The sequence below is a fragment of the Mycobacterium sp. E1386 genome (assembly GCF_001672745.1).
Taxonomy (GTDB): Bacteria; Actinomycetota; Actinomycetes; order Mycobacteriales; family Mycobacteriaceae; genus Mycobacterium.
Genome location: NZ_LZKH01000041.1, coordinates 1 through 9,353, shown reverse-complemented (window position 1 = coordinate 9,353; position 9,353 = coordinate 1). Strand labels below are relative to the sequence as shown.

8 protein-coding genes are annotated in these 9,353 nt (G+C 68.6%); all 8 read right to left on the bottom strand.

Annotated features, from left to right (window positions below; all coding sequences use genetic code 11):
- Window positions 1–1,153 (bottom strand): GTPase ObgE (obgE, locus tag A5709_RS04545; protein ID WP_068118273.1); only part of this gene is annotated, 1,153 nt, incomplete at its 3' end.
- A gap of 96 nt (window positions 1,154–1,249) precedes the next feature.
- Window positions 1,250–1,504 carry a 50S ribosomal protein L27 gene (rpmA, locus tag A5709_RS04540; protein WP_068118270.1) on the bottom strand — a complete coding sequence of 85 codons (255 nt, stop codon included), beginning with the start codon at window positions 1,502–1,504 and terminating at the stop codon, window positions 1,250–1,252.
- Between the two features lie 15 nt (window positions 1,505–1,519).
- On the bottom strand, window positions 1,520–1,831 hold the full coding sequence (gene rplU / locus A5709_RS04535; RefSeq protein WP_007169506.1) for a 50S ribosomal protein L21: 312 nt from the start codon (window positions 1,829–1,831) through the stop codon (window positions 1,520–1,522).
- Between the two features lie 214 nt (window positions 1,832–2,045).
- On the bottom strand, window positions 2,046–4,868 hold the full coding sequence (locus A5709_RS04530) for an Rne/Rng family ribonuclease (protein ID WP_068118267.1): 2,823 nt from the start codon (window positions 4,866–4,868) through the stop codon (window positions 2,046–2,048).
- A 331-nt stretch (window positions 4,869–5,199) separates the two neighbouring features.
- Entirely contained in the window at window positions 5,200–5,610 is a 411-nt protein-coding gene (ndk, locus tag A5709_RS04525) for a nucleoside-diphosphate kinase (RefSeq protein ID WP_068118264.1), read from the bottom strand.
- Between the two features lie 71 nt (window positions 5,611–5,681).
- Window positions 5,682–6,032, bottom strand: coding sequence for a DUF4233 domain-containing protein (locus A5709_RS04520; protein ID WP_067944218.1), 351 nt, complete (start codon window positions 6,030–6,032; stop codon window positions 5,682–5,684).
- On the bottom strand, window positions 6,029–7,474 hold the full coding sequence (locus tag A5709_RS04515) for a folylpolyglutamate synthase/dihydrofolate synthase family protein (protein WP_067944216.1): 1,446 nt from the start codon (window positions 7,472–7,474) through the stop codon (window positions 6,029–6,031). The genes A5709_RS04520 and A5709_RS04515 overlap by 4 nt, the downstream gene beginning before the upstream one ends.
- Window positions 7,471–9,353, bottom strand: a 1,883-nt coding sequence (locus A5709_RS04510; protein WP_068118260.1) for a valine--tRNA ligase, incomplete at its 5' end; no start/stop codon positions are given. The genes A5709_RS04510 and A5709_RS04515, both read right to left, overlap by 4 nt.

Below are 9,353 nucleotides of genomic sequence, written 5' to 3'. Positions count from 1 at the left end.
GCTGCGGCCGGGCGCCGGTGACCACGAACCCGCCCTCGCCGTCCGGCTCAACGGTGAAGCCGCTGTCGTCGACGGGAACCGGCCGGATCACCGGCCGGCGCGGCACGATCTCCGGCTGGGCGGCTTTGTATTCCGCGATCATCCGCCACAGCCCGAAGACCAACGGCTGCAGGCCAACACGCGCCACCGTCGACACGAGGAACACCGGCCAGCCGCGTTCGGCGATGTCGTCGCGGACGAATTCGGCAAGTTCCCGTGCCTCGGGCACGTCGATCTTGTTCAGCACCACCGCCCGTGGCCGCTCGGCGAGATCACCCAGGGTCGAATCGCCTTGCAGGGTGGGCGTATACGCGGCGAGCTCGGCTTCCAACGCGTCGATGTCGGACATCGGGTCGCGGCCCGGCTCGGCGGTGGCGCAGTCGACGACGTGCACCAGCACGGCGCAGCGCTCGATGTGCCGGAGGAAATCCAGGCCGAGGCCGCGGCCCTGCGACGCGCCGGGAATCAGGCCTGGCACATCGGCGACGGTGAAGGTGTGCTCGCCGGCCGACACCACACCGAGGTTGGGCACCAGCGTGGTGAACGGATAGTCCGCAATCTTCGGCTTGGCCGCCGAGATCGCCGACACCAGTGACGATTTGCCCGCCGAGGGAAAACCGATGAGACCGGCGTCGGCGACGGTCTTGAGCTCGAGCGTCAGGTCCCGCGCTTCGCCCTGCTCACCGAGCAGCGCGAAGCCGGGGGCCTTGCGCGCACGCGACGCGAGTGCGGCGTTGCCCAGGCCGCCACGGCCACCGGCCGCGGCCTCGAAGCGGGTGCCCGCACCCACCAGATCGGCGAGCAGCCGGCCGTTTTCGTCCAAGACCACGGTGCCGTCGGGAACTTTGACTTCCAAGTCCGCGCCGGCCGCACCGTCGCGGTTGTTGCCCATGCCCTGTTTGCCCGACGGCGCGGTGACGTGCGGATGGAAGTGGAAGTCCAGCAAGGTGTGGACCTGCGGATCGACGACGAACACGATGCTGCCGCCGCGGCCGCCGTTGCCGCCGTCTGGCCCGCCCAGCGGCTTGAATTTCTCACGGTGGACCGACGCGCAGCCGTTACCGCCGGAACCCGCACGCGCGTGGATGACGACCCGATCGACAAATCGAGGCATCGAATACCAGCCCTTCGAATGTCACGCCAGGGCGAATACCTCGCGAAGCCGCCGCAGCGTTCCCCGCACGGGGGCGGTGCCCCCGGCTCGGGAGGCCTAGACCTGGGGCGTGATGCTGACGGTTTTGCGGCCGCGCTTGACGCCGAACTCGACGGCTCCGGCGGCCTTGGCGAACAACGTGTCGTCACCGCCACGCCCGACGTTCAGGCCGGGGTGGAACTTGGTGCCACGCTGGCGAACGATGATTTCGCCCGCCTTGACGATCTGGCCGCCGAACCGCTTCACGCCCAGCCGCTGAGCGGCGGAATCCCGGCCGTTGCGCGAGCTGGAAGCGCCCTTCTTGTGTGCCATGTCTGTCGCCTCCCGCTACTTGATCCCGGTGACCTTCAGGACCGTCAGCTGCTGACGGTGCCCCTGCCGCTTGTGGTAGCCGGTCTTGTTCCTGAACTTGTGGATACGGATCTTGGGGCCCTTGGTGTGCTCGAGCACCTCGCCGGTCACCGCCACCTTGGCCAGCGCGGCGGCGTCGGTGGTCACCTTCGCGCCGTCCACGACCAGCGTGACGGGGAGCGACACGTTCGCGCCCGGGTCGGAGTCGAGCTTCTCGACCTTGACCACGTCCCCGACGGCGACCTTGTACTGCTTGCCGCCCGTCTTGACGATTGCGTAGGTCGCCATCGTTGCTCCTGCCTTCTTTCCTCTGCTCAGCCGCTTCTTCGGCTCTTCGCGCGCGAGCCACCGGCGGTGCGCTCGGACAAAGCTAAGTGGGTCTGGGTTGCGGGTCTGCGCCGGCTGCCCGGGAGTCCCGCTGTCGCCGGCCAACGTCCACCCGGCCTGACGACAACTGTCCTAGGGTACTTGACCAGCGGCTACAGGGTCAAACTGGTCCAGGTCAGTCCACATGGATCGGTGGGCCTGCCGGTCTGCCTGCCGCGCGACGGCGCCGCGGACGTCCGAAGCCCGATCCGCCATTGACGGAGTCTTCGGAATCCTCGTCGGAATCGGAGTCATCGGAGTCGGAATCGTCCTCGACGTCCAAGTCGTCGTCGTCCATCTCGAGGTCTTCGTCGTCCTCGCCGAGGTCTTCCTCGTCGTCGAGATCCTCGTCGTCGTCGTCGAGATCGTCCTCAGAGTCGTCGTCAGAGTCGTCGGTGTCTTCGTCGGTGTCTTCGAAGTCCTCTTGGTCGGTGTCCGCCCCGTCGGCCACGTCCCGTTGCTTCCGCTCGTCGAGCTCGCCGGTCGCTTCCTCGGCGGACTCGTCGGACTCGTCGTCGTCACGGTCGGCCTGCCCGGACCCGCCGGCGGCCATCGCCTTGAACATCGGGTGCTCGCCGGGAGCGTGCGCGGGCACCTTGGCCACCACCGGCTCCTCGGCCCCCTTCTTCTTGGACCGCCTGCCGCGGCGACCACCGGACTCCGATTTGCGACCGTTCGAGGGGGCCGAGTCCACCGGGTCGGTGTGCAGCACGATCCCCCGGCCGCCGCAGTGGGTGCACGACGTCGAGAAGGCCTCGATCAGCCCCGTGCCCAACCGCTTGCGGGTCAGCTGAACCAAGCCCAGCGACGTCACCTCGGACACCTGATGGCGGGTGCGGTCGCGGGCCAGCGCCTCGGTGAGCCGCCGCAACACCAAGTCACGGTTGGACTCGAGGACCATGTCGATGAAGTCGATGACCACGATGCCGCCGATGTCACGCAGCCGGAGCTGCCGGACGATCTCCTCGGCGGCCTCCAGATTGTTCTTGGTCACCGTCTGTTCGAGGTTGCCGCCGGACCCGGTGAACTTGCCGGTGTTGACGTCGACCACCGTCATGGCCTCGGTCCGGTCGATCACCAGCGTGCCGCCCGAAGGCAGCCACACCTTGCGCTCCATCGCCTTGGCGAGTTGCTCGTCGATGCGATGCACCGCGAAGACGTCGGGTCCCGGCTGACCGTCGGCGCCGCCGGGCGGTTCGTACTTGTTCAGCTTTGAAACCAGGTCGGGCGCAACGGAATTCACATAGTCGGTGATCGTCGTCCACGCCTCGTCACCGGAGACGATGAGGCCCGCGAAGTCCTCGTTGAACAGGTCACGGATGACCTTGACCAGCACGTCGGGCTCTTCATAGAGCGCGACCGCCGCGCCGGCGGCCTTCTCGGTGATCTCGGCCGCCTTGGCCTCGATTTGTTTCCAGCGCTCCTGCAGTCGGGTGACATCGTTGCGGATGTCGTCCTCTTTGACGCCCTCGGAGGCGGTGCGGATGATCACCCCGGCGTCCGACGGCACCACTTCGCGCAGGATTTCTTTGAGCCGCTGCCGTTCGGTGTCGGGCAGCTTGCGGCTGATCCCGGTCGACGACGCGCCCGGCACGTACACGAGGTACCGGCCGGCCAGCGACACCTGGGTGGTCAGCCGGGCGCCCTTGTGCCCGACCGGGTCCTTGCTGACCTGGACGACGACGTAATCTCCCGGTTTGAGCGCCTGTTCGATCTTGCGGTCGGACCCGCCCAGGCCGGCGGCTTCCCAGTTGACCTCGCCGGCGTAGAGCACGCCGTTGCGGCCGCGGCCGATGTCGACGAACGCCGCCTCCATCGACGGCAGGACGTTCTGCACGATCCCGAGGTAGATGTTGCCCACCAGCGAGGCGGACGCGGCCGAGGTCACGAAGTGCTCGACGACGATGCCGTCCTCGAGCACGGCGATCTGGGTGTAGCGCGCCCCTTGATGCGGCGGTTCGGTGCGGACCCTGTCGCGCACGACCATGATCCGTTCGACGGCCTCGCGGCGCGCCAAGAACTCCGCCTCGCTCAATACCGGCGGACGACGCCGTCCGGCGTCGCGGCCGTCACGGCGCCGTTGGCGCTTGGCCTCCAGCCGGGTGGAGCCGTCGATGCCCTTGATCTCGGCGTTCGACGAGCCGTTTCCGCCATTGCCGCCGTTCTTCCCGCTGCGGGGCGGCCTCTCGTGCACCACCGTGTTCGGCGGGTCGTCGGGCGACGCGTTTTCATCGCCGTCGTCGCCCGAACCCGACTTGCGGCGCCGGCGCCTGCGGCGACGTCGATTGCCGCCCTCCGCCGAACCGTCGTCGCCGCTGTCGGAGTCATCGGATTCGTCGTCTTCGCCGTCGTCGTCCTCGGCGCCGGAGGAGTCGGCCTCTCCCGCCTTCTGGCCCCGCTGTTGCGGCTCGTCGTCGTCGCCCGAGTCGTTCTGGTTGTCGGGTCCGCCCTGCTCACCGCGGCCGCGCCCGCGCCCGCGACGGCCCCGGCGACGGCGCCGGTTGGCCGGTCGATCGGTCTGCTCGTCGTCTTCGTCGTCGACGTCGGAATCGTCGGCGTCGGTGTCCTCGTCGGCGTTGCCGTCGTCTTCCTCCGCCTGTACCGGCTGCGGCGCAACGAACAGCGGCATGTAGTGCGGTCGCTCGACCGCCGTCTCGAGCATCAGCCGGGATTCGGGTTCCCCGGCCTCGGCGTGGGGGCTTTCGCCAACGGAGCCGGCGTCCTCGGCGCCCTCATCGGGCTGGGCGGCCAGCAGATCGCGTACCCGGACCGCGTCATCACGGTCAACGGTGGAGTGCGCGCTGCGTATCCGTCCGTCGAGTGCGCTGAGCGCATCCAGCACCCGCTTACTGGTCGTTCCCAGCGTTCGGGCCAGCGAATGGACTCTCAGGCGGTCCGGCAGTTCGTCGTGCCGGGTCGGCTCTTCGGATGACTCTGCGGATGGTGCACCGTCTACCACGTATTCTCCTCAAGCCCCCGGGCGCGTCCTTGCGACGCGGCCACGCGAGGGCTTCGCTATGGGCCCGGCTAACTTCCCCCGGGCTTGTGATGGTCTCGCCCCGAGCGGTTCGCGGGGAATGCGCTCGGCGCCGTGCTGAATGATGGCCTGACATGCCGCGCACCAATGCCGGGTGGCGATTGATCGCGCTTGTCTAAGTCTTCATTCGGGTGTCCGAAGCCGGTCCGGCGACGTTCACCCTCCGTCAGTATCCCACATCACTCGGCGGGCCCCACCCACCCGTGAGCAAACGGGCCGTCAGCGGCGCGGCGCGGCCCCGTTCGCCGGGGCGCTACGCGTCGGGAAACCAGAGCGCGATTTCGCGCTTTGCGGACTCGGGCGAATCGGACCCATGCACGAGGTTGAACTGCGTCTCCAGCCCGAAATCGCCCCGGATCGTGCCGGGTGTGGCCTTCTCCACCGGGTCGGTTCCACCCGCGAGCTGCCGAAACGCGGCGATCGCCCGCGGTCCCTCGACGATCGCCGCCACCACCGGGCCCGAGGTGATGAACTCCAGCAGCGAGTCGAAGAACGGCTTGCCTTCGTGCTCGGCGTAATGCGCGGCGGCCAGGTCCTCGCTGACGCGCCGGAGCTCCAGCGCAGCGATGATCAGGCCCTTTCGCTCGATGCGGCTGATGATTTCCCCTACCAGCTGCCGCTCGACGCCGTCCGGCTTGATCAGTACCAGGGTCCGTTCGGTCACGGCGCACAGCGTACAGAACCGGGCGGCGATCGGCCGGGCGGCGAGTGCGGCGGATGCCGCTGGAGCCGCCCCTACCGCTGGCGGCGCCGCACCTCGGCCCGGAAGTACGCGATCAAGGCCCACAATCCCGTGAACAGCAGCCCGATGATCCCGACGCCCGGATACACCGCGAAGCCGGCGAGCAGGAGGGCTTGCACACCGAGATTCACCCAAATGGCCCAGGGTTTGCGCTGCACCCCGCCCAGCAGGATGAGCAGCGCGGCCACTCCGATCAGATAGCCCAGCGACACCGGCGTCAGTCCGCCGCCGACGGCGCTCACCACCGGGATCGCCAGCAACACCACGATCGCTTCCAGGAGCAGCGTGGCGGCCATCACCGCGCCGAAGCTCTTCCAGGGGTCTGCCCGGTTCTGGTCGGTCATTCCGGATCCCGGCCGAACAAGGTCCGTGCCGCCCCGGCGGTGACGACCGAGCCGGTGATGACGATTCCCGCGCCGGAGAACGCTTCGGGTTCCCCGTCCAGCGTCGCGTCATCGACCAGGGCGGTCGCGGCGTCGATGGCGTCGCGCAGGTTCTCGGCGGAAAACACCCGCTCGGGTCCGAATCGCTCCGCCGCCGCCAGCGCCAGCGACTCGACGTCCAGCGCCCGCGGCGACCCGTTGTGGGTTACGACGACGGCATCCAGAACCGGTTCGAGCGCGGCGAGGATGCCGTTCACGTCCTTGTCGGCCAGCACGCTGAGCACGCCGACCAGGTAGCGGAAGTCGAATTCGTCGCTCAGGGTTTGCGCCAGCGCGGCCGCGCCGGCCGGGTTGTGCGCGGCGTCGATGAAGACGGTGGGCGCGCTGCGCATGCGTTCCAGCCGGCCGGGGCTGGTGACGGCGGCGAACCCGGCCCGCACCGCCTCGACGTCGAGTTGCCGCTGCGCCCCCGCGCCGAAGAACGCTTCGACGGCCGCGAGTGCCACCGCCGCGTTGTGCGCCTGGTGTTCGCCGTGTAGCGGCAGGTAGATGTCGGAATACACCCCGCCGAGGCCCTGCAGTTGCAGCACCTGGCCGCCGATCGCGACCTGACGCTCCAAAACCGCGAACTCCGAATCCTCGCGGGCCACCGCGGCGTCGGCCCGCACGGTCTGGGCCAGCAGCACCTCCATCGCTTCGGGCGCCTGGCGCGCGATGATGGCGACGGTGTCGGGTGCGCCGTCGGGGGCCTTCGTGATGATGCCGGCCTTCTCGGCGGCGATGCCGGCGAGGTCGTCACCGAGGTATTCGACGTGGTCGATGCCGATCGGCGTGATGACCGCCACCGGGGCGTTGACGACGTTGGTGGCGTCCCATCGCCCGCCCATGCCGACCTCGATGACCCCGACGTCGACGGGCGCGTCGGCGAACGCGGCGAACGCCATGGCCGTCAGCACCTCGAACTTGCTCATCGCAGGCCCGCCCGCGGCTTGCGACTGCGCGTCGATCATCTGCACGAAGGGCTCGATCTCCCGATACGTGGCGACGTACTGCGCCGGGGTGATCGGCCGGCCGTCGATCGCGATCCGCTCAACCGCCGACTGCAGGTGCGGGCTGGTGGTTCGACCGGTGCGACCGTGCAGGGCGGTCACCAGCGCGTCGACCATGCGCGCCACCGAGGTCTTGCCGTTGGTGCCGGCGATGTGGATCGACGGATAGGCCAGTTGCGGGGAGCCCAGCAAGTCCATCAGAGCGCTGATCCGGGTCAGGCTCGGCTCGATCTTCGTCTCCGGCCAGCGTTGGTCCAGCAGGTGTTCGACCTGCAGCAAGGCAGCGATCTCATCCGGGGTCGGGGCCAGGGTGGTGGCCTCGCCGGGCTCGGACCAGTCGGAGTGCTCGCTCACCGCAGCCCGGCCAGCCGCGTGTTGATCCGGTCGGTCTCCTCCTGGGCCACGCGCTGGCGGTCGCGGATCTTGTCGACGACCTTCTGCGGCGCCTTGGCCAGAAAGTCCTCGTTGGCCAATTTGGCGGTGGTCGACGCCAGTTCCTTTTGCGCGGCGGCGAGGTCTTTCTCCAGGCGGCGGCGCTCGGCGGCGACATCGATGGTGCCCGAGGTGTCGAGCTCGACGACGACCGTGCTGTTCATGCCGGGACCGAGCCGCACCTCCAACGACACCGACGGCTCGAACGCATCGCCCGGCGCGGTGAGCCAGGCCAGCGATGTCACCGCGGCCACCTGGGTGCTCAAATCGGCGCCGTCCATGCCGCCCAGCCGGGCCGGCACTTTCTGCCGGTCGGCCAGGCCTTGGTCGCTGCGGAACCGGCGGACCTCGGTGACCAGCCTCTGCATGTCGCTGATCCGTTGCGTGGCAACGGGGTCCGGCTCGAAGCCCGACGGTTCCGGCCAGTCGGCGATCACCAGCGACTCCTGGTTGGTCAGGGCTTGCCACAACGCCTCGGTGAGGAACGGGATGACGGGGTGCAGCAACCGCAGCAGCGTGTCCAGCACGGCGGCCAGCACGGTGGTGGTGTGTGCGTTCCCCTCGGCCAGCTGCGTTTTGGCCAATTCGACGTACCAGTCGCAGAATTCGTCCCACGCGAAGTGGTAGAGCGCCTCGCAGGCGCGGCTGAACTCGTAACCGTCGAGCGCCGAATCGACTTCGGCGCGAACCTCTTCCAACCGTCCCAGAATCCAGCGGTCGGCATCGGTCAGCTCGTTGTGCGCGGGCAACGGTGCGACGTGCGCACCGTTGAGCAACGCGTACCGGGTGGCGTTGAACAGCTTGGTACAGAAATTTCGTGACGCCCGGACGGCGTCCTCGCCGACGGCGAGGTCGCCACCGGGGCTGGCACCGCGGGCCAGCGTGAACCTCAGCGCGTCGGCTCCGAACATGTCCAGCCAGTCCAGCGGGTCGATGACGTTGCCCTTGGACTTGCTCATCTTGCGGCCGAATTCGTCACGGATCAGCCCATGCAGGAACACATCGGTGAACGGCACCTGCGGGCCGCGCCTACCGTCGAGCGTGATGGTGTCGTCACCGCCGACGAAGGTGCCGAACATCATCATGCGGGCCACCCAGAAGAACAGGATGTCGTATCCGGTGACCAAGACGCTTGTCGGATAAAACTTTTCCAGCTCGGGGGTCTTCTCCGGCCAGCCCAGCGTGGAGAACGGCCACAGGGCCGAGGAGAACCAGGTGTCTAGCACATCGGGGTCTTGCTCCCAGCCCTCCGGCGGCGTCTCGTCGGGGCCGACACACACCTGTTCGCCGCCCGGCCCGTACCAGATGGGGATGCGATGGCCCCACCACAGCTGCCGCGAGATGCACCAGTCGTGCATGTCGTCGACCCAGCCGAACCAGCGTGGCTCCAGGCTGGCCGGGTGAATCACGGTGTCCCCGTTGCGAACCGCGTCACCGGCGGCCTTGGCCAGCGATTCCACCCGGACCCACCATTGCAGCGACAGCCGGGGCTCGATCGGCTCACCGCTTCGTTCGGAATGCCCGACGCTGTGCAGGTAGGGGCGCTTCTCCGCGACGACGCGGCCCTGGGCGGCCAGCGCCTCACGCACCGCCACCCGGGCTTCGAATCTGTCCATGCCGTCGAATTGTGTTCCGGTGTCGGCGATCCGGCCCTTGGTGTCCATGATCGATAGCATCGGCAGTTGGTGCCGCAGGCCGATTTCGAAGTCGTTCGGATCGTGGGCGGGCGTGACTTTGACCGCGCCCGTGCCGAATTCGGGGTCGACGTGTTCGTCGGCGACGATGAGGAGCTGCCGGTCGA